Origin of the sequence: Rhizobium sp. RSm-3 (assembly GCF_001854685.1) — a bacterium.
GTDB classification, from domain to species: domain Bacteria; phylum Pseudomonadota; class Alphaproteobacteria; order Rhizobiales; family Rhizobiaceae; genus Rhizobium; species Rhizobium ecuadorense.
The window spans coordinates 15,015-39,884 of the sequence record NZ_MAWZ01000009.1; the positions used below are offsets into that span (position 1 = coordinate 15,015).

Sequence of the window (24,870 nt, forward strand, 5' to 3'; positions counted from 1 at the left end):
TTTTAGGCCGGATCGGAGTAAAATCTGAATCCTGTTCTAAATTAAATAGTTAGAGCATCTGCGCAACCCGTTTCGGGCTTGTTTCCGCCGCGGCCGCCTCGACGAAATCGAGCCCGATGTCCAGTACCGGGGCGCTATGCGTCAGCCAGCCGACGGAAATGAGGTCGACGCCGGAGGCGGCGATTGCGGCGGCCGTTGCCGGCGTGACCCGGCCGGAGGCCTCGGTGATCGCCCGGTCGGCGACGATGGCGACGGCCTGGCGCAGCTGATCCGGCGTCATATTGTCGAGCAGAACGGCGTCGACGCCGGTCTCCATCGCTTCGCGCAGCTGGTCGAGCGTGTCCACTTCGACCTCGATCTTCACCAGATGACCGATGCCGGCGCGTGCCCGGCGGATCGCCTCGGTGACGCCGCCTGCAATGGCGACGTGATTGTCCTTGATCAGCACCGCGTCATGGAGCGCGAACCGGTGGTTCATGCCGCCGCCGGCCCGCACCGCATATTTCTCCAGCGCTCTCAGCCCCGGCGTCGTCTTGCGGGTGCAGGCAACGGAGGCTTTGGTGCCGCGGATGGCGGCGGCAATCTCTGCCGTGACCGTCGCGATGCCGGAGAGATGGCCGAGGAAATTCAGCGCGGTGCGCTCGCCCGTCAGCAGACCGCGGGATGGACCTTCGATGGTGGCGATCACGTCGCCGGGCTTGACCGCGTCACCGTCCTGGAGATGGCGGCGCAGGGTGATCTCGGGATCGACGAGGGCGAAGGCGAGTTCGGCCGCATCCAGACCGGCGATGACGCCCGGCTGGCGGGCGGCCATCACCACCGTCGAGCGGTGATCGTGGGGGATGACCGAGGCCGAGGTGATATCGCCGGCAAGGCCGAGATCTTCGAGCAGGGCTGCCCGGACCAAGGGTTCGACGATCAGGCGCGGAAGCGGGACGAGGTTCATCTCAGGCACTCCTGGCAAGGGCATAGGGCACGCGGGCGATCTCCAGCGCTTGGGAAAGGCGCATGCGGCAGCGCTCGGCAGCGCCGAGCTTCAGCGGAAAATCGGTGCGGGCATGGGCGCCGCGCGATTCCGTCCGCAGGCTGGCAAAGACGGCGATCAGCAGCGCGACGATAGCGGGATCGGCGGCAGGGCCGTCGCCTTCGGCAAACGGCAGCAAGGCGGCGATCGCGCCCTCAACGGCGCCGGCATTGCGCAGCACGCCGAGATGGCGCGAGACGATCGGCCGGACGAGCGATGCATCGGCGGGCGCCGGCAGTCTATCGGCGAAGATGGTGCCGACAGCGCGCGCTGGCATGGCCGAGATGTCGCGCGCCGCCCGCATGCCCATCACCGCCGCCTCCAGCAGCGAATTGCTGGCAAGCCGGTTGGCGCCATGCAGGCCGGTCGAAGCCGCTTCGCCGGCGACCCAGAGACCGGCAACCGAGCTGCGGCCGTTCGCATCGGTGGCGACGCCGCCCATGTGATAGTGAACGGCCGGGCGCACCGGAATGAGGTCGTTCGCCGGATCGATGCCGGCCTCGCCGCAAAGGGCTGCGATGACGGGAAAGCGTGCGGCAAAGCGGCTGCCGAGTGCCGCGCGGGCATCGAGGAAGACGCGGCCGCCGCGGGCGATTTCGGCGCTGATGGCGCGTGCCACCACATCGCGCGGCGCAAGTTCGGCGCCCGGGATGCGGGCCATGAAGCGTTCGCCGCGTTCGTTGACCAGCAAGGCCCCCTCGCCGCGCACTGCTTCGCTGACCAGCGCCAAGGGCCGGCGGCGGGAATCGAGCGCAGTCGGATGGAACTGGACGAATTCCATGTCAGTGAGATCGGCACCGGCTCTTGCCGCGAGCGCGATGCCCTGGCCGAAATTGCCCGTCGGATTGGTGGTCGCGTCGAAAAGGCCGCCGATGCCGCCGGTGGCGAGCACCAGTTCTGATGTCGGCAGGATGGCGGCGCCATTCACGGTCGCGCAGAGCAGGCCGGCGACATGCTCGCCCTCCATCAAGATCCGCCGCGCCTCAAAGCCTTCGAGCACGGTGACGGACGGTGTCTGCTTCACCGCCCGCACCAGGGCGGCGACGATCGCCGCTCCCGAACCATCGCCTTCGGCATGGACGATGCGGCGGCGGCTATGGGCGGCCTCCAGCCCGAGCGAAAGTTCGCCCGCGGCATTGCGGTCGAAACGCACGCCGGCTTGCTCCAGCGCTGCGATCGCCGCCGGTGCTTCGGCAATGATGCCGGCGGCAACCGAGGGATCGCAGAGGCCGTCACCGGCGGCGAGCGTGTCGGCAAGGTGCAGTTCGGCGCTGTCGTCGGCGCCCATGCCGGCGGCGATGCCGCCCTGCGCCCAGGCGCTCGACGTCTCCGTGCCAAGGGCGGCGCGGGTGACGATGACGGAAGGTTTCGGCGCCAGCGTCAGTGCGGTCATCAGCCCGGCAAGGCCGCTGCCGACGATCACCGTGCGGCCGGCGAGATTGTGGAGAGCCTCGGTCATATCGCCAGCATCCTTTCGACGGCGCGGCGCGCGGCCACGGCAATCGCCGGATCGACCGTCACTTCATGGCGGTTTTCCTCAAGCGCTCCGCGAATATTGGCCAGCGTGATCCGCTTCATATGCGGGCAGAGATTGCAGGGGCGAATGAACTCGACGTCAGGATGGTGCACGGCGACATTGTCGCTCATCGAACACTCGGTGAGCAGCACGACGCGCGCTGGCTTCCGGCTGCCGACATAATCCGACATCACCGCGGTCGAGCCGGCGAAATCGGCTTCGGCCACCACCTCGGGCGGGCATTCGGGATGGGCGAGCACCGTTACGCCGGGATGGTTTTCGCGCAGCTGGCGCACGTCGTCGGCGGTAAAGAGTTCGTGCACCTCGCAATGTCCGTGCCAGGCGATGATCTCGACATCGGTCTCGCGGGCGACGTTGCGCGCCAGGTATTCGTCCGGGATCATCAGCACTTTGGGAACGCCGAGCGATTCCACCACCTGCTTGGCATTGCCAGAGGTGCAGCAGATGTCGGAGGCGGCCTTCACCGCGGCCGAGGTGTTGACATAGGTGATGATGGGCACGCCGGGATGGGCTTGGCGCAAGAGCGCGATATCTTCAGGCGTGATCGAATCCGCCAGCGAACAGCCGGCACCGAGATCCGGGATCAGCACGGTTTTCTCAGGATTGAGCAGCTTGGCGGTCTCGGCCATGAAATGCACGCCGGCCAGCACGATCACGTCGGCATCGACTTCGATCGCCTTGCGGGCGAGCGCCAGGCTGTCGCCGACGATATCGGCGACGCCATGAAAGATCTCGGGCGTCTGGTAGTTATGCGCGAGGATGACGGCGTTGCGGCGGCGCTTGAGCTCAAGGATGGCGTCGACATCGTTTTCGAAGGTCATCCATTCGGCTTTGGGAATGACGCGGCTGACGCGCTCATAGAGCGAGGATGCGGAAACAGGGTGATTCATGACCGGCTCCTAATTATGCTCCATTTGAGCATATCATGGGCAAATAGATATTCTCACCATGAGCATATGTCAATTGCGGGAGAGCGGTAATTTCGTTCCGGCGAGCGCGCGTTCTTCGAGCACGGTATGGCGGAAGCGGAAGAGCTTGGCCGGCCGGCCGCCGGTTTCGCTTTCCGTGCCGCCGGTTTCCTCGACCAGTTCCTGCTGTTCGATCAGGCGGCGGAAATTCTGCTTGTGCAGCGTCAGCCCCGCGAGTGCCTCGATGGTGCGCTGCAGCTGCAAGAGCGTGAAACTTTCGGGCATCAGTTCGAAGACGACGGGGCGGTATTTGATCTTGGCGCGCAGCCTGGCGATGCCTGTGGCCAGAATCCGGCGGTGATCGGCAAACATCGCCCGGCCGAGATTGGCTTCGGCGATGCACCCGGCTTCGGCGACCAGCCCCGCTTCATAGAGCAGTTCGTAGCGCTGCAAGGCGAGATCCTCGTTCCAGCCGCCGCCGTCGAGGCCGAAGGTGAAATCCGCCCGGCGATGACGATGGTCGCGCCTGAAAGGATCGACATCCGCCCAATCCCGCAGGCGCGTCATGATCTCATCCAGCACCGCCGGGCGGCCCTGCCGATGGTCTTCCCAGGGAAAATATTCGTACCAGCCGTGCCAGCCCGGCCGGCCGGCGCCCGACTGTTCGTTGACGAGACCGAGATAGCTGATCGAGATCGTCCGCCCGCCCGGGATGTCGTTGTTCCGGTCGCGGTCGGCGAAAGTATAGAGCTGTTCGAGATAGCCGACGGGGTGCTCGGTCTGCTCCTGCACCCATTCGCGCAGGCCCGATTGCAGGGTGCGATGGCCCATTTCGAAGGGGCCGGACGGCAGCGCATTGCCGGAGCGGATGGTCATCACACGCGGCTCGTCGCCCGTCACCGCGACGAGCACCGCAATCAATTCCGCATGCGCAAAGCCGATCGTCACAGGGGACCGAATACTCCGTTCCGAATGGGTCATTCCTGACACAGGCGGGAGCGGAAGCCAATGGTAGGTTCCCCCTTCTCCCCAGCGGGGAGACGATGCCGGCAGGCAGATGAGGGGTGAGCGAAGCGAAGGCAAAGAATAGGTGGGACTACTTCAACGATTCCCCGTCTCGGTCGCCAACCGATCCAGGAAAGCCTTCAATTCCGCTTCGTCGATGCCGACGAGATGGCGTTTTTCCGGGTAGGCGCCGGTGCGAACATCCTCGGCGAATTCGGTGAAGGCGGCGATGCGTTCGCGCTGCAGCCGGTCGTGTTCGGTGGCGAAATTGCGATAGACCTTGGCATGGCGGGGATAGTGGTCGCGATTGGCGCCGAGCACGTCGTCGGCGAAGAGATACTGGGCGTCGCAGCCGCTGCCGGCGCCCATGGAGATCATCAGCATCGAGGTATTGCTGCTGATGGCGGCGGCGACATCGCCCGGCACGACTTCGATTTCGGCGGCAAAGGCGCCGGCCTCTTCCAGCGCCTTGGTCTGCCGCCAGATCTCGGCCGCGCTCGCCGCCGTCTTGCCGACGGCGCGGAAGCCGCCGGTCCAGGTCGCCTTCGAGGGGATCAGCCCGAGATGGCCGCAGACCGGAATGCCTTCGTCGCGCAGGCGCCGGATCGTCTGCAGGCTGGCGGCGCAATAGACCGCATCGCCGCCGGCCTTCAGCGCCGCAAAGGCCGCGCGCAGATAATCTTCGGCCGAGACAAGATCGCCATATTCCAGACCCGGAATGGCAAAGGGCGTCGGCGCGATCTCGCGAAAGACCGGGCCGAGCAGCGAAGGCGGCACCGAGACGATGTCGATCCCGGCCTTTTCGGCCGCTTCCGCCTCCTCCAGTGAGGTGACGCGCAGCATGGTGAGCTGGCGCTTGCCCTTTTCCGCCAGCAGGTCGGCGACGGTCGCGCGCTTGTGTTTCTTCATCGTCATTTCCTTTGAGGATATCGGGCGGCTCAGGCGGCCAGCAGGGATTTCAGTTTGATGTCGCTGGCGGCGAGCGCCGCCGGGTCGGGATGGGCGCGCGCTGCGATCAGCATTTCGGCGAGGCGGATATCGCGCGCCACCGCGTTGCCCGGGCCGATGCCGCTGGCGGCGATCAATCGTCCGTCGGCATCGAGATGGAACAGAATGAAGGCGCCGGGTCCGAGGTCGCGGCGCCGATGCGTGACGGCGCCTTCGGCAAGGCCTGCTATCTGCAGCGTCAGATCGTATTGATCCGACCAGAACCACGGCACGGATGAAACGGCTTCGTCGCGGCCGAGCAAGTTGGCCGCGGCCAATGTGCCCTGCTCCTGGGCGTTGCGCCAGGATTCCAGCCGCACCCGGCGGCCGCCATAGACCGGCAACGGAAAGGAGCAGCAATCGCCGGCGGCAAAAACATCCGGCGCCGAGGTCCTGAGATAGCTGTCGACGGCAATGCCGTTTTCGAGTGCAAGCCCCGCTTTTTCGGCGATTTCGACATTCGGCCGCGCGCCGATGCCGACAAGGGCGAGATCGGCTTCGATCGCCTCGCCGGCCGACAACCGGATCACGGCCTTTCCGCCTTCCTCGCTCAGCCTCTCGATCGAGATGCCGCAGCGGATATCGACGCCCTCGGCGCGGTGGCGCTCGGTCAGCAGGTGCGCGATTTCCTCAGGCACACCGCGCTTCAGCACCCGTTCCAGCCCCTCGATGACGGTGACCTCGGCGCCGAGAAGGCGGGCGGTCGCCGCCAGTTCCAGGCCGATGAAGCCGCCGCCGATGATGGCGATATGCTTCCCCGGCCGCATGGTCTTGCGCAGTGCCGTCGCATCATGATGCGTCCTCAGCGAGCGAATAAAGGTGGTGCCGTCCGGGACGCCGGGGAACGAACGCGCGGCGGCACCCGTCGCCAGCAGAAGCCTGTCATAGGAAAGCGTCGTCCCGTCGGAAAGCGTGACGGTTCTCGATGCCGCGTCGAACTCCTTCGCCTCCAGGCCGGTCAGCAGCCGGATGCGGCTTTCGGCGTATTTTTCCGCCGCAGCGATGAATTTCGGATCGCTTGCATCGGAACCCGCCTTCGAAAGCGGCGGCCGTTCATAGGGATGAAGGGGTTCGGCGCCGACAAGCGTTATTTCGCCGTCAAAACCCCTTTCCCGCAGGGCGAAAGCGGCGCGCGCACCGCATTCGCCGGCACCCAAGATAACGAAATGGGCCACATCAGCCTCCGTCAGACCGAGATGAAGACGCTGCCGCCTTCGACCTTCACAGGATAGGTCTTGAGATTGACGCAGACCGGCGCGCCCTTGGCTTCGCCCGTCTTGTAGTTGAAACGGCCGTTATGCTTCGGGCATTCGATGATCTCCTCCATGACGAGCCCGTCGGCGAGATGGATATGTTCATGCGTGCAGAGCCCGTCGGTCGCGAAGAATTCGTCGTCGGGGCTGCGGTAGACAGCAAAGGTGCGCCCCCCATGATCGAAGCGGATGACATCCTCTTCGTCGATCTCGTCCTTGCCGCAGACTTCGATCCAGTTTCCGCTCATCTCATCCTCCCTCGATTGTGATTATTGCCTTGATCGTGATTATTGCGCAGCCGGAGCCAGCTCATTGTGGAACTCTTCGCGATAGGGCCGCGCGGTGGCCGGCAGTTCGCGCTTCAGGAAATAATCCTCGTTGCGCAGCTGGCGCAGGAAGGCCGGGATCATCTCGCGATAACCGGAGAGGATCGACGGGTTTGCCGCCGGCAGGTCGTGCTTGATCATCGCGTGCAGTCTGGGCAGCGCGTGGTAGGGCACCATCGGGAACATGTGATGTTCGACGTGGTAGTTCATGTTCCAGTAGATGAAGCGGCTGATCGGGTTCATATAGACCGTGCGGCTGTTCAGCCGGTGGTCGATGACGTTGTCGGCCAGGCCGCCATGCTGCAAAAGCCCGGTCAGCACATGGTGCCAGGCGCCGTAGAGGCGCGGCAGGCCGATCAGCATCAGCGGCAGGATCGAACCCGTGGCGAGTGCTGCGGCGATCGTGGCGACATAGATCGCCAGCCAGATGCGGGCGATGCGGATCGCCTTCGGCTGCTCCATCTCCGGAATGAAGGTCTTTTCCGCCGCGCCGATGATGCCGGCGGCATTGCGCAGCATGTCGATAACAGCATGCCAGACATCGAGGATGCCGAAGAAATTGAGGACCAGCCGGACGAGGTCGGGCGGGCGCATGACGGCGATCTCGGGATCGCGGCCGACGATGACGGTATCGGTGTGATGGCGCGTGTGGCTCCAGCGCCAGGTCACCGGATTGCGCATGATCATGAAGCAGGCGATCTGGTAGACGGCATCGTTCATCCAGCGCGTCTTGAAGGCGGTGCCGTGGCCGCATTCGTGCCAGCGGCTGTCGGAGGCCGAGCCATAGAGCACGCCATAGGCGAGGAAGAAGGGCAGTGCGATCCACGCGCCCCAGAAATAGATGCCGAGCCCGGCAAGGACTACCATGCTGCCGAGCCAGATGACGGTGTCACGGATACCAGGCGCATCCGAGCGCTGCATCAGCGCCTTCATCTCCTTGCGTGGAATATCCGTGTGGTACCACTGTGCTGCCGCCAGTCCCGTCTCGACGGCGATGCGGCCGCTTTCGCCGAGCAGGTCATAGTCGCGTTTCTTTGCCTGGATCGTCATCATCGCCTCCCGTTATGCCGTTGCCGAGAGAATAGGTTGACTTCGGAAGAGGCTCAATGCAGGCTTGATGCAATCTATCAAAAGCCATCATGAATAGCTCGCATTCATGATCGAATCCATCAGGAACGCCGATGCGCCGTCCGACCATATCCGATCTCGCCCGCGCCTCCGGCGTCAGCGTCGCCACCGTCGATCGCGTCTTGAACGGCCGCCACCGCGTTCGCGAGGAAACGGCGCGGCGGGTCTATGATGCGGCCCAGTCGATCGGCTATCACGCCGTCGGCCTCATCCGGCAACGTGTCTTCGAGGATTTGCCGCAATATAAGCTGGCCTTCTTGCTGCAAAAGCCGATGCAGCCCTTCTATCAGGCTTTTGCTCGCGAGATCGAAGTGGCGGCGCGCGCCGTGACCACCGCCCGTCTCCAGATCCAGATCGACTATCCCTCCGCTTCGACACCGGCGGCGATCGTCGAGAAACTCAGGGCTCTCGGCGCCCGCAATCAGGCCATCGCTCTCGTCGCTCCAGACTATCCTGCGGTGACGGCGGCAATTGAGGAACTGAGGGAAAGAGACATTCCCGTCTTTTCACTGCTTTCCGACTTCGCCTCAGGGGTGCGCAATGCCTATATTGGCGTCAACAACCGCAAGGTCGGCCGGACCGCCGCCTGGGTGATTGCCAAGACTGCCCGTGTGCCGGGCAAGGTCGCCTGTTTCGTCGGCAGCCACCGTTTTCACGGACATGAGCTGCGCGAGATCGGTTTTCGTTCCTATTTTCGTGAAAACGCGCCGGAATTCGACGTCATCGATACATTGATTAACCTGGATACTCCGGAGATCACTCATGAGGCAACGCTGACACTGTTAGAGAAATATCCCGATCTCGTCGGCCTTTATGTCTGCGGCGGCGGCATGGAGGGCGCGATCTCGGCGATCCGTGAGGAAAGTCTCGGCGGCAAGATCGTCCTCGTGGTCAACGAGCTGACGCCCGACAGCAAAGCGGGGCTTGCCGACGATATCGTCGCCATGGCGATCGGCACGCCCCTGCCCGCCCTGTGCAAGGAGCTGATGGCACTGATGACGAGTGCGATCGAAAACAGCGAAACGGCCGTTCCAGGCCAGTTCTTCCTGCCCTTCGATATTCATATCTCGGAGAACATTTGAGAAATGATGGGATTCTATCATTTCGGCTGAAATTCTTTCAGCAATGAAAGCGGGCGACGGCGATGGCCGATGGATTGCCGCAGGAATTCCGATAGAGATTCGCGGGCCCATTCACGAGGAACTGCTCCGCTTATGTCGCGGAGACGAGGAGGAACTATCCGTCATGACTTCGATCCGCTTTGCGCTCAACCATATGGCCGCACCGTCGCTCGCCATCGATGATTTCTTCGCGCTGGCAAAGTCGCTCGGCATCGACGCGGTCGAGATCCGCAACGATCTTTCCGGCAATGCCATTCTCGACGGCACCAAACCGGAAGCGATCAAGGACGCGGCCAGCCGCCACGGCCTGACGATCATCTCGATCAACGCCCTGCAGCGTTTCAACGAGTGGAATGTCGCAAGGGCCGCTGAAGCGCAGGAACAGATCGATTACGCCAGCGCTTGCGGCGCCAAGGCGCTCGTCCTCGTTCCGAAGAACGACGGCACCGGCTGCGCCGACGGCGAGCGCCAGGCCAATCTGCGCCAGTCGCTGACGGCGCTGAAGCCGATGCTCGATAAAGCCGGCATCACAGGCCTCGTCGAGCCGCTCGGTTTCGAGATCTGCTCGCTACGTTCGAAGACCGAGGCGGCCGAGGCGATCCGGGAACTCGGCGCGCAATCGACCTTCAAGCTCGTCCACGACACCTTCCACCATCACCTTGCCGGCGAAGCCGCGACCTTCCCGGAGCTTGCCGGCCTGGTGCACATTTCCGGCGTCAGCAACCCCTCTGTTTCCGTTGCCGATATGCGCGATTCCCATCGTGTGCTCGTCGACGGCGACGACCGGCTCGACAATGCCGGGCAGATCAAGGCGCTGCTGCAGGCGGGCTATCAGGGCCCCTTTTCCTTCGAGCCCTTTGCGGCGGAAGTGCACGCCGTGAAGGACCCGGCCGGCGCGCTTCGCGCCAGCATGGATTATCTCACCGCACGGGTTTGAGACAAAGTCTCCTCCGTCATGCTCGGCCTTGTGCCGAGCATCTGACCACTGCTGTTGGTTGACAGGAAAACATTTCTTTTCAGATGCTTAATTGGACCGGCGCAGATCCTCGGCACAAGGCCGAGGATGACGCCGCGGGTTTTGCAGCGCTTGTCAACAAACCGAGGGCGAGCAGGCTCGCCTGTTATTGAGCTCCGAGAGGTCGCGCCACCAGCGCGGCCAGTTTTTGAAATTATTCCCGTCCTCGGAACCGGCGCTGATAGGCGGGGTCGTAGAGTGAGCTCTCGCGGAAATCCTCTGCCGCAAGCGACGGGCCGACGAAGATGATCGCCGTGCGTTCGATCGGCTCGGCCACAACCTTCGCCTCGATATCGGAAAGCGTGCCGCGCAGGATGCGTTCGTCCGGCCAGGAGGCCTTGACGACGATCGCCACCGGGCAGTCGGCGCCATAAAGCGGCGTCAATTCCTCTACCACCTGCTTCAGCGCGTGGATTGCCAGATGGATCGAAAGCGTGGCGCCCGTCGCGCCGAATTTCGCCAGGGTCTCGTCGTTCGGCATCGGTGACGCCCGGCCGGAAACGCGGGTGAGCACCAGGCTTTGGGCCACTGACGGGATCGTCAACTCACGCCCGAGCGCCGAGGCGGCCGCCGCAAAGGCCGGCACACCCGGCGTCATCGTATAGGCGATACCGTGTTTCTCGAGCCGGCGCACCTGCTCGGCGACGGCACTCCAGACCGAGAGATCGCCGGAATGCAGCCGAGCGACATCCTGGCCGGCCGCTGCGGCGCTCAGATATTCCGCCTCGATCTCGTCGAGCGACATCGGCGCGGTATCGACGATACGCGCATCCGGCGGGCAATATTGCAGCAGTTCGGGCGAGACGATCGAGCCGGCATAGAGGCAGACCGGGCATCTAGCGATGAGATCGCGGCCACGCACCGTGATCAGATCTGCAGCCCCTGGTCCCGCGCCGATGAAATGCACCGTCATTCCGTCATCCTTTCGTCCAGCGCCACTGCGTCACCGGCATGGCCGGCCGCCAGCCACTCATGCCGCCGATGGGCAAGGCGCGTGATATTTCGATCCGTGTGAGAAAGCCGCCGCGTTTTGTGTGTTCTGCGAGCAGCACGGCTTCCATCTCCAGCGTCACGGCATTGGCGACGAGCCGCCCTCCCCGCTTCAGCGCGGCGATCGCGGCATCGATGACGCCGGGCTCGCTGCCGCCGCCGCCGAGGAAGATCGCGTCCGGTTCCGGCAGGCTTGCCAGCGCGCCGGGTGCTGCGCCTTCGACGATGGCGAGATGCGGCACGCCGAAGGCGGATGCGTTGCGGGCGACGCGCGCGGCCCGCTCCGGTGATTGTTCGATGGCGATTGCCTTCAGCGACGGATCGGCCAGCATCCATTCGATGCCGATCGATCCCGAACCCGCGCCGATATCCCAGAGCAGCTCACCGTGATGCGGCGCGAGCGCGGACAGCGTCATCGCCCGGACCTCGCGTTTGGTGATCTGTCCGTCATGCTCGAACAACGCATCTTCGAGCCCGGCGACGAAAGGCAGAATACGCGCCCCCTCCCCTGCCGTGATTTCCAGCGCGCAGACGTTCAGGGAATCGATGTCCGTGAGATTAAAATCCGCGGCCAGGGCATGTCTCCGCCGTTCCCGTGCGCCGCCTAGCGCCTCGAGCACGGTAAGCTGCGACTGACCGAAACCATGGGCGGCAAGCAGGGCCGCCAGATCGCCCGGGCCCTTCTCGTCCGAGGTCAGCGCGATGATGCGCCGCCCAGCATGCAGATGCGGCCGGATCAGGTCGATCGGCCTGCCATGCAGCGAAATCGTCGCGACGTCCTGCAACGGCCAGCCAAGGCGCGAGGCGGCAAGGCTGAAGGCCGAGGACGCGGGGATGGTGCGCATTTCTTCTGCCGCCACATGGCGGGAAAGCGTTGCGCCGACGCCGTAAAGAAACGGGTCGCCGGAGGCGAGCACGACGACGGGCGTGCCGCGCCTTTGGAGGATGGCATCGACCGAGCGCTCGAACGGGCTCTGCCAGGAAAACCTCTCGCCCGATATCAGCGATGCGGCAAGCGCATGGTGCCGTATCCCGCCGAAGACGGCGGGCGCGGTGGCGATCAGCTCCCTCGCCTCTTCGCCAAGCCCTTCTGGACCATCTTCGCCGATGCCGATAATAGTCAGCCAGCGCGGGCCTGAAGCAGGAGAGAGATCAGACATGGGCAGACCTGGCATTCTGATCCTCGGCGGCACCAGCGAAGCGCGCCTGCTCGCCGAGGCGCTCGCGGCGCGGGGAAATGGCGATATTCTTCTGTCGCTGGCCGGCCGCACTGAAAAACCGGCCGCGCAGCCGGTTCCGGTTCGCAGCGGCGGTTTCGGTGGCGCTGCGGCGCTGGCCGATTTTCTGAAGGCCGGCGGATATGATCTGCTGATCGATGCCACGCATCCCTTCGCCGAGCGCATTTCCGCCAATGCCGCCTTTGCCGCCGAGACCACCGGCATCGCCGCGATCGCTTTGCGCCGTTCCGAATGGCAGCGCTTGCCGGGCGATCGCTGGCGGGGGGTGCGGAGCATTCCGGCCGCCATCGCGGCGCTCGGCCCCTCCCCTCGCCGGGTCTTGCTGGCGACGGGCCGGCAGGGCGCCCATCATGCGGAGGCGGCGCCGCAGCATTTCTATCTCATCCGCAGCGTCGATCCCGTCGAGCCGCCGCTGGCGCTTGTCGATGTCGACTATGTGATTGATCGCGGCCCCTTCCCGCTGGAGGGCGAATGCGCCTTGCTGAAGCAGCACCGGATCAACGCCATTATTGCCAAGAACAGCGGTGGCGCCGCCACCTATGCGAAGATCGAGGCGGCCCGCCTGCTCGGCATCGAGGTGATGATGGTGGCGCGCGCGCCGGCCTCCACGGTCAAGACGGTCGACACTGTCGAGGCGGCGCTGGCGGCGATCGATCACCTCTTCCCCCCTGCCATGAAACGCGGGGTATAGACGAGGTCCGGCCGGCCGGGCCGCGCGACAATCCGCGTTTCGGCTGAGCCGATGATGACGCAGGTCGCCATATCGGCGATCGACGCGTCCGCCTGCGACAGCGGCTGCACGACGATACGCTCGTCCGGCCGCCCGGCCGCCCGCCCGAAAATAACCGGTGTCGTTGCCGGCAGATGATCGCGCAACAGCTTGAAGGCCTCGCCGAGCTGCCAGGGCCGCGCCCGGCTGATCGGATTGTAGAGGGCGATGACGAAACCGGCCTTGGCTGCGAGTTCGAGGCGGTTTTCTATTATATTCCAAGGCTTTAGATTGTCGGAGAGCGAGATGGCGCAGAAATCGTGGCCAAGCGGCGCCCCGGCTCTCGCCGCCACCGCCAGCATCGCGGTGATGCCGGGCAGGATGGTGAGGTCGACGGCGCGCCAGGCTGCCGGCCCGTTCTCGATCGCCTCACAGACGGCGGCGGCCATGGCGAAGACACCGGGGTCGCCGCCGGAGACGACGCAGACTTTCGCGCCATCCGCCGCCATGGAAAGGGCCGCCCCTGCCCTGTCGAGTTCCTCGCGATTGTCGGAGGCATGCCGCAGCTGATCGTTGCGGAGCTGCAGCCGGTCGAGATAGGGGCCGTAACCGAAGAAATCCGTTGCCGCGTCGACGGCAGCCAGCGCTTCCGGCGTCATCTGCTCGGGATTGCCGGGACCGGTGCCGATCACGAAAAGCCGGCCGCTCATCGGCTGCCCTCCCAGCCGGGCACAAGGACCAGCGAAAAATACGGCGCATCGCCTTCAGTCTTGTCGGCGAGCTTTTCCATCGCCGCATTCGCCATGGTGCCGCGCTCGACATAGACGGCTTCCGCAAGCCGGCCCGCCGCCGCCAAGGCCCGGCGGATCTTCGGCAGATTACGGCCGACCTTCATGATGACGGCGGCTTGTGTATCGGCAAGGCGGCGAGTCAGCTCGGCCTCGGCCATCGTACCGGGCAGTACGGAAAGCACGTCGTCGCCCTGGACGATCGGCATGCCGGCGAGGGACCAGCAGCCGGACATGGCGCTGATGCCGGGGATCACTTCCGTCGGATAGCGCTGGGAAAGCCTGACATGCAGGTGCATATAGGAGCCGTAGAACAGCGGATCGCCTTCGCTGAGCACGGCGACGCTCAGGCCGGCCTCGAGGTGGCCGGCGACGGTTTCGGCAGACCGGTCGTAGAACTGGGTGATCAGGCTCTGATAGCGCTCGTCGTTCTTATCGATCTCGGTGGTGACGGGATAATAGAGCGGCAGCAGCGTCACGCCGGATTTCAGCAGCGGCTCGACGATCGCCTTGCCGTTGCCGCCCCTGCCCTGCTTGGCGAAATAGGCGATGACGTCGGCGCCTTCGATGGCGCGAACGGCTTTGAGGGTCAAAAGCTCCGGATCGCCGGGACCGGTGCCGACGCCGATGAGACGGCCTGTCGTCGTCGTCATAGGCCCGGCCTCGCCAGCGCGTTGATCGCCGCCGCCGTCATGGCGCTACCGCCGAGCCGGCCGCGCACGATGGCGAAGGGGACGCCGTAAGAATTCTCCACCAGCGCATCCTTCGATTCCGCCGCGCCGACAAATCCCACCGGCATGCCGAGGATCGCTGCGGGTTTCGGGGCGCCGTCGCGCAGGAGTTCGAGCAGGCGGAAGAGTGCCGTCGGCGCATTGCCGATCGCGACAATGCTGCCGCCGAGCCGGTCGAGCCAGAGATGCATGGCGGCGGCCGAGCGCGTATTGCCGATCTCGCGCGCCAGTTCCGGCGTGGCGGGATCGCGCAGCGTGCAGATCACCTCGTTCAGCGCCGGCAGCCGCGCCCGGGTCACGCCCTGGGAGACCATTTCCGCATCGCAGAAGATCGGCGCCCCGGCCTTCAGCGCGTCGCGCGCAGCCGTGACGACATCGGCGGAGAACAGGAAATGCTCCGCCGCTTCGACCAGCCCGCAAGCATGGATCATGCGCACGGCGATGTCGGCCTGATCTTCGGTGAAGCGCGAAAGATCGGCCTCAGTGCGGATGATCGCAAAGGAACGCTCGTAGATCGCGTCGCCGCTGCGGATATAATCGTAGTCTGGCATTCTTAATCCTGTCGCAGCGCCTTCGAAACGCCGGTTGTGCCCAGCCGTGTAAGGCAGGCGGCAGCCGATTCGCCAGCGCCTCTGTTGTCTTCGATGGACCGGGCGAGCCTCTCTATAGCGAAATCGATCCGACCGCCAGCGATCCGTTCGTCCGGCCGATCCGCGGCAAGCCCGCTGAGGATGAGGTCGTAACCTTCAGCCGTGCCCGTCAGCGTCAGCGCCGGCCGGGCATGCGCGCAGCCCTTGGCGCAGCCGGAGAGATGCAGCGTCAGCGAACCGTCGAAGAGGGCAGGTGCCGCGGCCAGGATGCGGCGCGCCAGAGCGCGTGTTTCGTAGAAGGCGGAACCGCAGGCGCCGGCGCCGGCGCAGGCGGCGATATGCTCGGCATTCTCGCCGGCTTGGGCGCTGAAGCCACATTGGGCCGCCGCGGTCTGCACGGCCGGCGCCGCCTCTGCGGCAAGCCCGAGCAGGAAGAAACCGCGGCCGGGCGCCAGCCGGATCTCGGCTGCGCCATGGGCCGCAGCGAGATCGAGCAGGGCAATCAGATCGGCTGCGCGCATCTGCCCGAATTCCGGCCGGACGCCGAGCACGGTTTTGCCGTCCGCCAGTCTGTGCAGGCCGGCAAGCGGCCTCTTGACCACGCCGGACGGAAGGGGTCGAGGTTCGCTGATGGCGGGAAAGCGTGCCCGCAGAAGCGCCGGGTCGATATCCCGTGCCCGGCTGCCCTGCCCGAGCTTTGCCAGCAGGCTCAGAACCTCGCCCACGGCAGAGACCGCCGCTTCCGCAGGGCCAACCACAATCGGCGTTGCAGTTTCGCTATCGCCGTTGATGGCGACAAGCCACTGCGTCTGGGATGACGCGACGAGACGGATATCGGCTGTAAGTGCCGACAAGCCGAAGGCTCCGCGGCCGTCGACGACGATCGACAGTTTCGGCGCAAGCCGCGGCGAAGCGAGGAGATCCTGAAGCTTGCCGCGCAAAGACAGCTCCATTGCGGTGGGATCGCTCACCTCTTCCGGGTCGATGCCGTGCAGCGGCGATATCTCGATCGCCGGTCCGTCCGGCACGGTAATGCCGGCGGCATCGATATCGGAGGCGAGCTGTGCGACGGTCTCGGCCTGCAGCCCGCGGATTTGCAGATTTCCGCGTGCGGTGATCTCGAGAATGCCGTTTCCGTGTGCCGCGGCTGCGCGAGCCAGTGTTGTGAATTGCGGCAGCGTCAACGCGCCGCCGGCCGGTCGCAGCCGCACCAGCAGGCCGTCGCCGGTCGCCATCGGCGCGGCGAGGGCGGGGCAGGCGCCGCGCGAGCGCGTCTTCGCCGCCGCGCGGCGCTGCAACTCCGTCTCGCCTCTCCTGTCGATCGCCTTGACGCTGTCGATGCCCATTCTCAATCCTCTGTCCGTTTCTTACATGATCGCGGCGGACGCGGCAAAACATGGGAAACGGTTGGTCCCGCTATTCCTCGAAATCCCGCCCCTTGCGCAGAAGATAGATGTCCATGATCCAGCCGTGCCGCTGCCTGGCCTCGCTCCTGAGTGTCAGAATGTCGGCCGCGATATCGCCGAGCCGCCCGGATCTGACGATCTCATCCTCCGTGCCGAGATAGGCGCCCCAGAAGATCTCGGCATCGGGATCGTCGATCTTGGCAAAGGCCTGTTCACCGTCGAGCATGACGACCGTGGTGGGCGCCTGCAGCCCGTCGCGCGCCAGCCTGCGCCCGGTGGTGATCTCGATCGGTTTGCCGACGAGGTTGACCGGGATTTTGTGACTGGCGGCCAGGGCCTGGATGCTGGTGATGCCGGGAACGACGCTGTAGTCGAAATCCACGCCGCCGTCCTGCCGCACACGTTCGATGATGCGGATCGTGCTGTCGTAGAGACTGGGATCGCCCCAGACGAGAAAGGCACCGCGGCCGTCATCGGCGAGGCCGTCGATCAGCTCTTTATAGATGAGGGCGATCTCGCCATGCCAGGCGTCGACGCTTTGCGTGTAGCTTCTGTCCGCCGTCCGCCTTTGCGGCACCGCGAATTCTGAGATCCGGATCCCCGGCCGGGTGACATATCGCTCGCAGATTTCGCGACGGATCTCCGCGAGCTCTTCCTTGCCAGTCCCTTTGACCGGCAGGAAAATCACCTCGGCTGAATTCATCGCGTTTATTGCCTGTATGGTGACATGCTCCGGGTTGCCCGTGCCGATGCCGATGATATGGATGTGCTTCAAGCCGATACTCCCTTGAGTCCCGGCGGTCTTGCCGAAAAAGCCGGTTCGCCGCAAGGGCGATGGCGAAGAGTTGGCCGCGGCCAACCGGGCCGGAATGGGCTGCTGGCCCCTATTGTTGCCGGAAATCCCGAATCGTGTCACTTTCGATACGCTTTTTGGCGCTATGTTGACAGAAAAGCGCATCGAAAAGGATTGGGTGTTTTGGACAACATTAGCGTATCGACGACAGATGTGCGGATCGAGCGGCATGCGAACCAGCTTTCGCGGCAATTGAAGCTTCTCCGCGACAAGCTGTTTCCGCCGCTCGCGCAGAAGACGCTGCGGACATTTTCTTCAGGCGAGGCCGCCCAGATGATCGGCGTGTCCGACGGCTATCTTCGCCAGCTTTCCCTGGATGGCAAGGGGCCGCAGCCGGAGCTTTCCCAGAATGGCCGGCGCTCCTATACGCTCGGCCAGATCAATGAATTGCGCCAATATATGGCGAAGCTAAAGCCGAAGGATGCGCTCAGCTATCTTCCCTGGCGGCGTCCCGGCGAGAAGTTGCAGACGGTTGCCGTCACCAATTTCAAGGGCGGCTCGGCCAAGACGACGACGACGCTTTATCTGGCGCAGTATCTGGCGTTGGCCGGTTACCGGGTGCTTGCCATCGATCTCGATCCGCAGGCCTCGCTCTCCTCCATGCTGGGTGTCCAGCCCGAATTCGATCTTTCCGATGGCGATACGCTCTATGGCGCCATTCGCTACGATGCCGGCCGCAAGCCGTTGAAGGACATCGTCCGCAAGACCTATTTCGACGGGCTCGATCTGGTGCCGGGCAATCTCGAACTGATGGAATTCGAGCATGAAACGCCGCGGGCGCTCAATGACCGGCAGAAGCCGGCCGAGCTGTTCTTCCGCCGCGTCGGCGTGGCAATCGCCGAGGTCGAGGCCAATTACGACGTCGTGGTGATCGACTGCCCACCGCAGCTCGGTTATCTCACTCTTGGTGCGGTCTGCGCGGCAACGTCGCTGCTCATCACCATCCATCCGCAGATGGTCGATGTCGCCTCCATGTCGCAATTCCTGCTGATGACCTCGGATCTGCTGTCTGTGGTCCGCAAGGCCGGCGGCGACCTGCAGCACGACTTCATCAAATATGTCGTCACCCGTCACGAACCTTTCGACGCGCCGCAGTCGCAGATCGTTGCGCTGCTGCGCAGCCTGTTCGGCGACGACGTCTTGACGGCAACCATTCTCAAATCGACGGCGATCGCCGATGCCGGCCTGACCAAGCAGACGCTGTTCGAAATCGAAAAGGGGCAGGTGCGTCGCTCGACCTACGATCGGGCGCTGGAATCGGTCAATGCCGCCAATAGCGAGGTTCTCGCCGGCATTCACAAAGCCTGGGGCCGGCCATGAGCAGACGCGATCGCCTGAAAGGTCTTTTCGACGATACGGCGCAGGAGTTGGCCGCGGCCAACTACGAAGAACCGTCTTCGCGCGGCGCGGCAGGGCCGGTCCGGACGATGGCACTGACGCTCGGGCGCATGGAGGAAGAGAGCAGGGCGATGCAGGAGGCCTTGCTCTCAGGCGAACGCATCGTCGAGCTCGATCCCGATCTGATCGATTCCTCCTTCGTCCGCGACCGCCTCGCCGACCAGCCACTCGATATCGACGACGAGCTGGTGCAGTCGATCGCCGAAAACGGCCAGGAAGTGCCGGTTCTCGTTCGTCGCCATCCCGACGATGAGAGCCGCTACCAGATCGCCTACGGCCATCGCCGCCTGCAGGCCGTCAAGCTGCTCGGGCGCAAGGTGCAGGCGATCGTCCGCCAACTTGACGATACCGATGTTGTCATCGCTCAGGGCATCGAAAATTCGGCGCGCCGCAACCTTTCCTACATCGAGCGCGCTGTCTTTGCCCTCAATCTCGAGATCAAGGGCTTTGAGCGTCCGATCATTATGAAGGCGCTGTCGACCGATAAGACCGAGCTGTCGAAGCTGCTCTCCGTCGCCAAGGCCATCCCGGCCGAGATCGTCAGGTCGGTGGGTGCTGCCCCCGGCATCGGGCGCCGCAAATGGATGGCGCTTGCCCAGGACTGGAACGGGATGACGGCGGTGCGGCTTGCCAAGCTCGTCGGCTCGGAAAAGTTCATGGCGGAGGAGAGCGATCGCCGTTTTGAGCTTCTGGTTGCCGAGCTCGCCCGGAAAGAGGCGAAGCCCGAAGCCACGGAATATGACTGGAAGCCGAAGAGCGGCGGCAAGATTGCCGGCCGAATCAAGAGCGCCGGCAATTCCTTCACGATCGCGTTGAAGACCGGCGATGCGCCGGATTTCGGCGCTTACATTTCACGCCGTCTCGATGAGCTATACGAAGCTTATCGGGCCGGAAGGTTGCAAGCAGGAGAGTAGGCCGCAAAAGAAAAAAGCCTCCGAACGTTGCCGTCGCGGAAGCCTTTCTCATATCTGGACAATCTGAGAATCGCACTTCCTCGAATCACTGTCAAGCATCTTCGGCATCCTTTTGGGTGGTAGGTTTCTTTTGCCTTGAAAAAAGGTGAGGGACATGGAGCCTCAATATGTATCGACGCCCTTTGGGCGGCGATCGATGACGCTTGGCATGCTGGCAAGCCAGGAAAGTGCCAGCAAGGTCGAACCGGACGCATCGGTCGATAAGTGGAAGATCTTTCGCGCGCTCTGCGAAGCAAAGGACATGGTCGGCGTATCCGATCGTGCGCTCGCCGTTCTCAACGCGCTGTTGACCTTCTATCCGAAGAACGAGATTGCCGAGGCCAACGGCTTCGTCGTCTTTCCCTCGAACGAGCAGTTGTCGCTGCGCACGCACGGGATGGCCGGAACGACGCTGCGGCGGAACCTGGCGATGCTGGTGGAGGCCGGGCTGATCATCCGGCGCGATAGCCCGAACGGCAAACGTTTTGCCCGCCGCAACGGCGAGGGCGGGCTCGGAGAGGCCTTCGGCTTCAGCCTGGCGCCACTGGTGGCGCGTGCAGGCGAGATCGAGGCACAGGCGGCTCAGGTGCTCGCCGGCAAGCTCGAATGGAAGCGCCTGCGGGAGCGGCTGACCCTCTGCCGGCGCGACATCAGCAAACTCATCGAGATCGCCCTGGAAGAGAAAATCGCCGGTGAATGGATCGAGATGCAGACGCATTTCAATCTGCTGTCGGCAAGCCTGCCGCGCCGCCCGTCGGCCGCCGAGATGGAACATCTGCTGAGCGATCTCGAAGCTTTCCGCGAGTTGATCGTCAAGACGCTGGAATTGAAGACGAAAACAGAAAAATCAGACGCCAATGACAGCCAAAACGGTCGGCACATACAGAATTCAAACCCACACCCTACATCTGAACTTGAACCAGGCTTCGAACCGAAGCAGGGCGTAAAGCCGGAGGAAGAACCGCGGCCGTGGCGGGAGCCGCCAAAATCCTTCCCCCTTGCCATGGTGCTGCAGGCCTGCCCGGAGGTCGTCGCTTATGGGCCGGGCGGCGGGATCGGCAGCTGGCGGGATCTGATGGCCGCGGCCGTCATCGTCCGTTCGATGCTGGGCGTCAGTCCGAGCGCCTATCAGCTGGCCTGCGATGTCATGGGGCCGGAAAACGCCGCCACGGTGATCGCCTGCATCCTGGAAAGGGGCGGACATATCAACTCAGCCGGCGGCTATCTGCGTGATCTGACACGGCGGGCCGAGCGCGGCGAGTTCTCGCTTGGGCCGATGCTGATGGCGCTGATGCGGGCCAATGGTCCGATAGCGCGGAAAACCGGGTGAACGGCCATGAAAAAGCTTCGCGCCAGCTGCGACAACTAGAAGCTAAGCGGCGGCTTGCTCAGCCGTCTCGATCGCTTCCTTCCCTGGCCTTTTGTTGAAATGCGCCGTTAACCATGTCATAGATGGCGGAAAGAAACATCTGTTTTGCTTCCATTTGTGAAAAACCGTAAAGCTTAACAATGCGCTACGAACTCGACAATGCGATGCTTCAAACTCTGCTTCCATCCTTTGCCGCAGCAGAGGATGCGCTGGCCCGACTGGACGAACGGGTGGTGCGTTCGCCGGTCGGTGAGGGCTTTGCCGAACGCAGTCATTTCTTCGATGCCGCCGGCGCGCTGTGGGTTGCCGGCGAACTCGTACATGTCGAGGATCTGGTTTTGCACGATGCGCATATGGACAGCCGGGCGCCCAGCCACGAGTTGACGATCGCCCATTCCGTGCTGCGGGCCCGCCGGCGCATCTGGACCGGCGAACCGGCCTGGGCGCTTGGCGCCTCGGGGCTTGCGACGCTGACGGCGACGCTCGGGGAAGGGGAGGGGACAGTGCCGGAGGCCAAGAGCCCTGCGGTTTCGCTCGAGACCGACGAAGAAAGCAGGGAAGAAGACGGGCCGCTCGCTGCCGAGATGGCGGAGATCGACGCGCTTCTTGCCCGCTCGCAAAAACTGCTCGACATCCACACCGGCAAGCTACCGGCAAGCGAGACGGCCGTCGCCCCCCCGGCGAGGCGCAATGACGATCCGCTCGGCTTGCTGGGCGATGACGAATGGGATGAGGAACAGCGGCTTGCCGAGTGGCGCGGCCTGTTGCCATTGGCCGACAGCTTGCCGCCGGTGCTCGGCGCGATCATTCTTTTCGAAGCCTGGGAAAGGATCGAGCCGTTGCGGCGTCAGCACTGGCTCGGCGGTCTTCTGGTCGCAGGGCATCTCCGCGCCCGCGGCAAGGTCGCCTCACATCTCTTTTCTTTTTATGGTGGGCTGAAGCTGGTGCGCCATGAACGTCGCCGAGCGCGCGATCGGGCAACGCGGCTGCAGGCCTTCCTGGAGGCGATGCATCTGGGGGCTGCCGCCGGTCTCAAGGAACTCGACCGGCTGTCGCTGGCCCGCACGCAGATGGAGCTGCGCTTTCGCGGCCGCCGTTCGAACAGCAGCCTGCCGGACCTTGCCGATTTCATCCTGTCACGACCGATGGTCTCGGCGGCGATGATCGCCCGCCATCTGCGCATTACCCCGCGCGGCGCGCTGAACCTCGTCAACGAGATCGGCATTCGTGAAATCACCGGCCGCGGCCGCTACCGCGCCTGGGGCATCATCTGAAAATAGAAACGGCCGGAGTGATCCGGCCGTTCTGGCTCTGTTTTTATCCATGTCGTTATCCCGGAACCGCTGCACACTTGCGGGCGACATGTATTTAAAGTGAACACCCGATCTACCATCCTGTCACGGAGTGCAGACCGGGTGCTCTTGCGCTTCCTTTGCCCCCGGAAGCGCGATCCCTATTCCCGCTCGCCCGTGAAGTTGAGCAGAAGCTGGAAGATGTTGACGAAGTTCAGGTAGAGCGACAGAGCGCCGAAGACGGCGAGCTTCTGGTTTGATTCCTGATCGTAGTTTTCCGAATACTGTTCCTTGATGTTCTGCGTGTCGTAGGCGGTGAGGCCGACGAAGACGACGATGCCGATCACCGAGACGGCGAACTGCAGCGCGGACGAACCCAGGAAGATGTTGACGATGCTGGCGATGACAACGCCGATGAGGCCCATCATCAGGAACGAGCCCATGCGCGAGAGGTCACGCTTCGTCACATAGCCGTAAAGGCTGGTGGCGCCGAACATCGTGGCGGTGATGAAGAAGGTCCGCGCAATGCTCATCCCGGTGAAGACCAGGAAGACGGAGGCGAGCGACAGGCCCATCACGGCGCAGAAGGCCCAGAAGGTGATCTGGGCGGTGCTGGCCGACATCGTCTGGATGCGGAACGAGAAGAAGAAGACGAAGGCGAGCGGCGCCAGCATCACCACCCACTTCAGCGGCGAGCCGAAGATCGGCACGTAGAGGGCCGGCGTCGAGCCGACGACGAAGGCGACGAGGCCGGTGATAACAAGGCCGAGAGCCATGTAATTGTAGACGCGCAGCATATGCTGGCGCAGGCCTTCGTCGAAGACGGCCTGGGAGCCGGCCACGGCGCCGTAGCGGGAATTGATCGGGTTCATGCTGATCTCCTCGGTTTGAACTAATAGAGCGAGCGGGCGAGCCGTTCGGCCGCCTGATCGAGATTGAGACCGCTTTCGTCGGCGATCAGCGCATAGGCGACCTCGCCGATCTGCCAATAGGCGGCTTCTGCTTTCTCAAGCGCGAGATGGCTGACCGGCTTGACCTCGAAAGCGCCGGGGCGGACGGCGAACAGCGACAGCCGCTTTCCATCAGACTGCTCGATCGCCATTTCGACACTGGGGCCGAATTCGGACGGGAAGATCTGCACGTCGGCGACCTTCCAATCCCCAGGCAGTTCCGGCATCACGATCGCGGTGGCGGCGCGAATATCGTCGGCGCTGTAGGTGGCCGGCGTCTGCGGCGGCATCGATTGGCGTAGCGCGGCGGTCTGATAGGCGCGGACGGCATCCTCGACATAGGCGGGTGCCGGCACCGATGCCGATACCTCGGTTGCCGAGAAGGCGCCGAAGGAATTATGCGCCACCCAGCCGGCGGTGACCAGAATACCGACAGCGGCAATGCGCTGCATGGAATGGAAGATGCGGCCATAGGAAAGACCGCGTTCCAGCCGGCGGGCGGCATCGCGGGTCTCGGGGCGACCGAAGGCGCTTTCGCCGGCAAGCGCCAGGCGCAGCTCGCCCTTGACGCTGAGGTCGGCCATGACCTTGGCGGCAATCGCCGGATGGCCGGAAAGATAGGATTCCACCTGGATGCGGCGGGCGACATCGAGCTCGCCATCCACATAGGCGTCGAGATCGGCATCGAGGATCGGATCAGTTGCTTTCATTGCCGTCTCCCCCGATCAGTCTCAGATGCGACTTGCGCGGCGTCTTCTCCTCGAATTCGCGCAGTTGGGCGCGGGCGCGGGAGATGCGCGACATCAGCGTCCCCACCGGAATGCCGAGCGCGTTGGCGGCTTCCTGGTAGGAAAGGTCTTCGATCGCCACCAGATGCAGCGCCTCGCGCTGTTCCTCCGGCAGGTCGAAAAAGGCGTCGCGCACCTGCTGCAGGCGCACGGCATGTTCCTGGCCGGCCGGCAGCGACTGCTCGGCCCCGACAGCCGCCTCGTCATGGCGGCGCGTCAGCGACCGGTTCTGGCGCAGACGGTCGACATGAGCATTGTGCAGGATGGAGAGCAGCCAGGTGCGCAGATTGCCGCCGCTGCGGAAACTCTTTTTCTTCTCGAGCGCCCGCACCAGCGCATCATGCACCAGATCCTCCGCCTCGTCCGAATTGCGCACCAGCGAGCGAGCATAGCGCCTCAGCGCTGCAAGCTGTCCGATGACGTCGAAGGGGCGGTCTTTGCGTTCCATGATTGAGTATACGCAAGCGCGGCCGATTTTATTCCCGGCGGCGGAAAAAAATCATACGGACCG

The 24,870-nt window shown here is 64.1% G+C and carries 25 protein-coding genes; 7 read left to right on the forward strand and 18 right to left on the reverse strand.

Going from position 1 to position 24,870, the window contains the following annotated elements; genetic code table 11:
- Window positions 1–49: 49 nt before the first annotated feature.
- From nadC to BBJ66_RS11325, 8 genes are all read right to left on the reverse strand, one after another.
- Window positions 50–970 carry a carboxylating nicotinate-nucleotide diphosphorylase gene (gene nadC, locus BBJ66_RS11290; protein ID WP_184341520.1) on the reverse strand — a complete coding sequence of 307 codons (921 nt, stop codon included), beginning with the start codon at window positions 968–970 and terminating at the stop codon, window positions 50–52.
- The gene (locus BBJ66_RS11295; protein WP_071087011.1) at window positions 948–2,483 is read right to left on the reverse strand and encodes an L-aspartate oxidase; all 1,536 of its coding nucleotides are present in this window, start codon (window positions 2,481–2,483) and stop codon (window positions 948–950) included. Before BBJ66_RS11295 ends, nadC begins: the two co-directional genes overlap by 23 nt.
- Window positions 2,480–3,451 (reverse strand): quinolinate synthase NadA, encoded by a 972-nt coding sequence (nadA, locus tag BBJ66_RS11300; RefSeq protein ID WP_049736312.1) that lies wholly within the window; start codon window positions 3,449–3,451, stop codon window positions 2,480–2,482. Before nadA ends, BBJ66_RS11295 begins: the two co-directional genes overlap by 4 nt.
- Window positions 3,452–3,520: 69 nt before the next feature.
- Complete coding sequence (locus BBJ66_RS11305; RefSeq protein ID WP_190238083.1) at window positions 3,521–4,450, reverse strand: NUDIX hydrolase; 930 nt, start codon at window positions 4,448–4,450, stop codon at window positions 3,521–3,523.
- 120 nt (window positions 4,451–4,570) lie between these two features.
- Window positions 4,571–5,383, reverse strand: a complete 813-nt coding sequence (locus tag BBJ66_RS11310; protein WP_071087015.1) for a 3-methyl-2-oxobutanoate hydroxymethyltransferase — start codon at window positions 5,381–5,383, stop codon at window positions 4,571–4,573.
- Window positions 5,384–5,412: 29 nt separating this feature from the next.
- Window positions 5,413–6,636: an NAD(P)/FAD-dependent oxidoreductase gene (locus tag BBJ66_RS11315; RefSeq protein ID WP_071087017.1), complete on the reverse strand. Its 1,224-nt coding sequence runs from the start codon at window positions 6,634–6,636 to the stop codon at window positions 5,413–5,415.
- A gap of 11 nt (window positions 6,637–6,647) precedes the next feature.
- On the reverse strand, window positions 6,648–6,962 hold the full coding sequence (locus tag BBJ66_RS11320; protein WP_049736316.1) for a MocE family 2Fe-2S type ferredoxin: 315 nt from the start codon (window positions 6,960–6,962) through the stop codon (window positions 6,648–6,650).
- 39 nt (window positions 6,963–7,001) lie between these two features.
- Window positions 7,002–8,090, reverse strand: coding sequence for a fatty acid desaturase family protein (locus BBJ66_RS11325; protein ID WP_071087019.1), 1,089 nt, complete (start codon window positions 8,088–8,090; stop codon window positions 7,002–7,004).
- A gap of 131 nt (window positions 8,091–8,221) precedes the next feature.
- On the opposite strand from BBJ66_RS11325, the gene BBJ66_RS11330 reads away from it, so the two are divergent.
- Both BBJ66_RS11330 and BBJ66_RS11335 read left to right on the forward strand, forming a co-directional pair.
- A complete protein-coding gene (locus BBJ66_RS11330) occupies window positions 8,222–9,250 on the forward strand; it encodes a LacI family DNA-binding transcriptional regulator (protein ID WP_071087021.1) in 1,029 nt (342 codons plus the stop codon).
- A gap of 163 nt (window positions 9,251–9,413) precedes the next feature.
- Window positions 9,414–10,226 (forward strand): TIM barrel protein, encoded by an 813-nt coding sequence (locus tag BBJ66_RS11335; protein ID WP_071087023.1) that lies wholly within the window; start codon window positions 9,414–9,416, stop codon window positions 10,224–10,226.
- A gap of 232 nt (window positions 10,227–10,458) precedes the next feature.
- Here the strand turns inward: BBJ66_RS11335 and cobM are convergent, their stop codons facing one another.
- Both cobM and cbiE read right to left on the reverse strand, forming a co-directional pair.
- Window positions 10,459–11,217, reverse strand: coding sequence for a precorrin-4 C(11)-methyltransferase (gene cobM, locus BBJ66_RS11340; protein ID WP_071087025.1), 759 nt, complete (start codon window positions 11,215–11,217; stop codon window positions 10,459–10,461).
- Window positions 11,218–11,221: 4 nt separating this feature from the next.
- On the reverse strand, window positions 11,222–12,454 hold the full coding sequence (gene cbiE, locus BBJ66_RS11345) for a precorrin-6y C5,15-methyltransferase (decarboxylating) subunit CbiE (protein WP_071087027.1): 1,233 nt from the start codon (window positions 12,452–12,454) through the stop codon (window positions 11,222–11,224).
- Here cbiE and BBJ66_RS11350 point away from each other — a divergent pair.
- A complete protein-coding gene (locus BBJ66_RS11350; protein WP_071087029.1) occupies window positions 12,453–13,223 on the forward strand; it encodes a cobalt-precorrin-6A reductase in 771 nt (256 codons plus the stop codon). The two genes, cbiE and BBJ66_RS11350, sit on opposite strands and share 2 nt — an antisense overlap.
- On the opposite strand, the gene BBJ66_RS11355 is transcribed toward BBJ66_RS11350, so the two are convergent.
- From BBJ66_RS11355 to cobF, 5 genes are all read right to left on the reverse strand, one after another.
- On the reverse strand, window positions 13,187–13,951 hold the full coding sequence (locus BBJ66_RS11355; RefSeq protein ID WP_049736322.1) for a precorrin-3B C(17)-methyltransferase: 765 nt from the start codon (window positions 13,949–13,951) through the stop codon (window positions 13,187–13,189). The genes BBJ66_RS11350 and BBJ66_RS11355 overlap by 37 nt on opposite strands.
- Window positions 13,948–14,682 carry a precorrin-2 C(20)-methyltransferase gene (locus BBJ66_RS11360; RefSeq protein WP_049736323.1) on the reverse strand — a complete coding sequence of 245 codons (735 nt, stop codon included), beginning with the start codon at window positions 14,680–14,682 and terminating at the stop codon, window positions 13,948–13,950. Before BBJ66_RS11360 ends, BBJ66_RS11355 begins: the two co-directional genes overlap by 4 nt.
- On the reverse strand, window positions 14,679–15,311 hold the full coding sequence (locus BBJ66_RS11365; RefSeq protein ID WP_071087031.1) for a precorrin-8X methylmutase: 633 nt from the start codon (window positions 15,309–15,311) through the stop codon (window positions 14,679–14,681). Before BBJ66_RS11365 ends, BBJ66_RS11360 begins: the two co-directional genes overlap by 4 nt.
- 2 nt (window positions 15,312–15,313) lie before the next feature.
- Window positions 15,314–16,696: a precorrin-3B synthase gene (cobG, locus tag BBJ66_RS11370; RefSeq protein WP_049736325.1), complete on the reverse strand. Its 1,383-nt coding sequence runs from the start codon at window positions 16,694–16,696 to the stop codon at window positions 15,314–15,316.
- A 70-nt stretch (window positions 16,697–16,766) separates the two neighbouring features.
- The gene (gene cobF, locus BBJ66_RS11375) at window positions 16,767–17,531 is read right to left on the reverse strand and encodes a precorrin-6A synthase (deacetylating) (RefSeq protein ID WP_049736326.1); all 765 of its coding nucleotides are present in this window, start codon (window positions 17,529–17,531) and stop codon (window positions 16,767–16,769) included.
- A gap of 201 nt (window positions 17,532–17,732) precedes the next feature.
- On the opposite strand from cobF, the gene repA reads away from it, so the two are divergent.
- From repA to BBJ66_RS11395, 4 genes are all read left to right on the forward strand, one after another.
- The gene (gene repA / locus BBJ66_RS11380; RefSeq protein WP_049736327.1) at window positions 17,733–18,929 is read left to right on the forward strand and encodes a plasmid partitioning protein RepA; all 1,197 of its coding nucleotides are present in this window, start codon (window positions 17,733–17,735) and stop codon (window positions 18,927–18,929) included.
- Window positions 18,926–19,921, forward strand: a complete 996-nt coding sequence (gene repB / locus BBJ66_RS11385) for a plasmid partitioning protein RepB (RefSeq protein ID WP_071087033.1) — start codon at window positions 18,926–18,928, stop codon at window positions 19,919–19,921. Before repA ends, repB begins: the two co-directional genes overlap by 4 nt.
- 154 nt (window positions 19,922–20,075) lie before the next feature.
- The gene (gene repC, locus BBJ66_RS11390) at window positions 20,076–21,290 is read left to right on the forward strand and encodes a plasmid replication protein RepC (RefSeq protein WP_071087035.1); all 1,215 of its coding nucleotides are present in this window, start codon (window positions 20,076–20,078) and stop codon (window positions 21,288–21,290) included.
- A 179-nt stretch (window positions 21,291–21,469) separates the two neighbouring features.
- Complete coding sequence (locus tag BBJ66_RS11395; RefSeq protein ID WP_049736330.1) at window positions 21,470–22,603, forward strand: RHE_PE00001 family protein; 1,134 nt, start codon at window positions 21,470–21,472, stop codon at window positions 22,601–22,603.
- A gap of 179 nt (window positions 22,604–22,782) precedes the next feature.
- Here BBJ66_RS11395 and BBJ66_RS11400 read toward each other — a convergent pair whose 3' ends face one another.
- From BBJ66_RS11400 to BBJ66_RS11410, 3 genes are read right to left on the reverse strand one after another with little or no spacing between them, the layout of a single operon-like run.
- Entirely contained in the window at window positions 22,783–23,493 is a 711-nt protein-coding gene (locus tag BBJ66_RS11400; protein WP_049736331.1) for a Bax inhibitor-1/YccA family protein, read from the reverse strand.
- A gap of 20 nt (window positions 23,494–23,513) precedes the next feature.
- Window positions 23,514–24,281, reverse strand: coding sequence for an anti-sigma factor family protein (locus tag BBJ66_RS11405; RefSeq protein WP_049736332.1), 768 nt, complete (start codon window positions 24,279–24,281; stop codon window positions 23,514–23,516).
- Entirely contained in the window at window positions 24,268–24,807 is a 540-nt protein-coding gene (locus BBJ66_RS11410) for a sigma-70 family RNA polymerase sigma factor (protein ID WP_071087036.1), read from the reverse strand. The genes BBJ66_RS11405 and BBJ66_RS11410 overlap by 14 nt, the downstream gene beginning before the upstream one ends.
- Window positions 24,808–24,870 lie beyond the last annotated feature (63 nt).

Bases quoted from the DNA above. Each gene is read 5' to 3' on its own strand.
- BBJ66_RS11335 (WP_071087023.1), top strand. From the start codon at position 9,414: ATGACTTCGATCCGCTTTGCGCTCAACCATATGGCCGCACCGTCGCTC.
- repB (WP_071087033.1), top strand. From the start codon at position 18,926: ATGAGCAGACGCGATCGCCTGAAAGGTCTTTTCGACGATACGGCGCAG.
- BBJ66_RS11405 (WP_049736332.1), bottom strand. From the start codon at position 24,281: ATGAAAGCAACTGATCCGATCCTCGATGCCGATCTCGACGCCTATGTG.
- nadC (WP_184341520.1), bottom strand. From the start codon at position 970: ATGCCCTTGCCAGGAGTGCCTGAGATGAACCTCGTCCCGCTTCCGCGC.
- BBJ66_RS11395 (WP_049736330.1), top strand. From the start codon at position 21,470: ATGCGCTACGAACTCGACAATGCGATGCTTCAAACTCTGCTTCCATCC.
- BBJ66_RS11410 (WP_071087036.1), bottom strand. From the start codon at position 24,807: ATGGAACGCAAAGACCGCCCCTTCGACGTCATCGGACAGCTTGCAGCG.
- BBJ66_RS11365 (WP_071087031.1), bottom strand. From the start codon at position 15,311: ATGCCAGACTACGATTATATCCGCAGCGGCGACGCGATCTACGAGCGT.
- BBJ66_RS11350 (WP_071087029.1), top strand. From the start codon at position 12,453: ATGGGCAGACCTGGCATTCTGATCCTCGGCGGCACCAGCGAAGCGCGC.
- nadA (WP_049736312.1), bottom strand. From the start codon at position 3,451: ATGAATCACCCTGTTTCCGCATCCTCGCTCTATGAGCGCGTCAGCCGC.
- BBJ66_RS11330 (WP_071087021.1), top strand. From the start codon at position 8,222: ATGCGCCGTCCGACCATATCCGATCTCGCCCGCGCCTCCGGCGTCAGC.
- BBJ66_RS11295 (WP_071087011.1), bottom strand. From the start codon at position 2,483: ATGACCGAGGCTCTCCACAATCTCGCCGGCCGCACGGTGATCGTCGGC.
- cbiE (WP_071087027.1), bottom strand. From the start codon at position 12,454: ATGTCTGATCTCTCTCCTGCTTCAGGCCCGCGCTGGCTGACTATTATC.
- BBJ66_RS11320 (WP_049736316.1), bottom strand. From the start codon at position 6,962: ATGAGCGGAAACTGGATCGAAGTCTGCGGCAAGGACGAGATCGACGAA.
- BBJ66_RS11360 (WP_049736323.1), bottom strand. From the start codon at position 14,682: ATGACGACGACGACAGGCCGTCTCATCGGCGTCGGCACCGGTCCCGGC.
- repC (WP_071087035.1), top strand. From the start codon at position 20,076: ATGGAGCCTCAATATGTATCGACGCCCTTTGGGCGGCGATCGATGACG.
- BBJ66_RS11325 (WP_071087019.1), bottom strand. From the start codon at position 8,090: ATGACGATCCAGGCAAAGAAACGCGACTATGACCTGCTCGGCGAAAGC.
- BBJ66_RS11355 (WP_049736322.1), bottom strand. From the start codon at position 13,951: ATGAGCGGCCGGCTTTTCGTGATCGGCACCGGTCCCGGCAATCCCGAG.
- BBJ66_RS11310 (WP_071087015.1), bottom strand. From the start codon at position 5,383: ATGAAGAAACACAAGCGCGCGACCGTCGCCGACCTGCTGGCGGAAAAG.
- cobG (WP_049736325.1), bottom strand. From the start codon at position 16,696: ATGGGCATCGACAGCGTCAAGGCGATCGACAGGAGAGGCGAGACGGAG.
- BBJ66_RS11305 (WP_190238083.1), bottom strand. From the start codon at position 4,450: ATGACCCATTCGGAACGGAGTATTCGGTCCCCTGTGACGATCGGCTTT.
- cobM (WP_071087025.1), bottom strand. From the start codon at position 11,217: ATGACGGTGCATTTCATCGGCGCGGGACCAGGGGCTGCAGATCTGATC.
- BBJ66_RS11400 (WP_049736331.1), bottom strand. From the start codon at position 23,493: ATGAACCCGATCAATTCCCGCTACGGCGCCGTGGCCGGCTCCCAGGCC.